Annotated in this window: 1 protein-coding gene; it reads left to right on the top strand. The window is 61.4% G+C overall.

Annotated features, from left to right (window positions below):
- The coding region (locus tag EN990_RS35225) for a phosphomannomutase/phosphoglucomutase (protein WP_164766241.1) at positions 1–1,112 on the top strand (1,112 nt) is incomplete at both ends.

The following is a 1,112-nucleotide window of genomic DNA, read 5'->3' as shown; positions in this document are numbered from 1 at the left end:
GATTTCCGCTCCTATTCGCTTGGCATCAAGCTGGCGCTGGTGTCCGGTTTGATGGCTGCAGGCGCTCGGGTGAGGGACATCGGACTGGCGTTGTCGCCGATGGCCTATTTCGCCCAGTTCGCACTGGACGTGCCTTCGGTCGCTATGGTCACCGCCTCGCATAACGAGAATGGCTGGACCGGGGTCAAGATGGGCGCGGCGCGGCCGCTGACTTTCGGGCCGGAAGAGATGAGCGCGCTGAAGCAGATTGTAATGGCCGGCGATTTCGACCTTGTCGGCGGCGGGTCTTATGATTTCGTTCCCAATTTTCGCGAAACGTATCTCGACGATCTGACCCGGGGCAAGCGCATCTCGAAAAAGCTCAAGGTCGTAGCCGCTTGCGGCAATGGCACCGCCGGCGCCTTTGCGCCTCAAGCGCTGGAACGGATCGGCTGTGAAGTGATCCCGCTCGATGTCGAACTCGACCACACCTTTCCGCGCTACAATCCCAATCCCGAGGATATGCAGATGCTGCATGCCATCAGGGACAAGGTGCTTGAGACTGGAGCCGATGTCGGCCTTGGCTTCGACGGTGACGGCGACCGCTGCGGCGTCGTCGACAATGAGGGGAATGAGATTTTTGCCGACAAGGTCGGTGTGATGCTGGCGCGCGATATCTCCAACCAGCATCCGGGCTCGACCTTCGTCGTCGACGTCAAGTCGACCGGCCTGTTCAACACGGACAGCGTGCTGCGCGCCAACAGCGCCGTCACTGACTACTGGAAGACCGGCCACTCCTACATCAAGCGCCGCGTCGCCGAGCTTGGCGCCGTCGCCGGTTTCGAAAAGTCGGGCCATTTCTTCTTCAATCCGCCGATCGGGCGCGGATATGACGATGGGCTGGTCACCGCCATCGCCATCTGCCAGATGCTGGATCGCAGCTCCGGCAGCTCGATGGCCGATCTCTACCGCGCGCTGCCGCTGACCTTTGGCACGCCGACCATGTCGTCGCACTGCGCGGACGATGTGAAGTATGGCGTTGTCGAGCGGGTGGTTGCCGACTTTCAGGCCATGAAGCGGGATGGAACGGTTTTTGCGGGCCAGAAGATCGCCGACCTCATCACCGTCAACGG

It is taken from the genome of Mesorhizobium sp. M7A.F.Ca.US.005.03.1.1 (genome assembly GCF_003997975.1).
GTDB lineage: Bacteria > Pseudomonadota > Alphaproteobacteria > Rhizobiales > Rhizobiaceae > Mesorhizobium > Mesorhizobium ciceri.
This window is presented reverse-complemented; position numbering and strand designations above follow the sequence as displayed.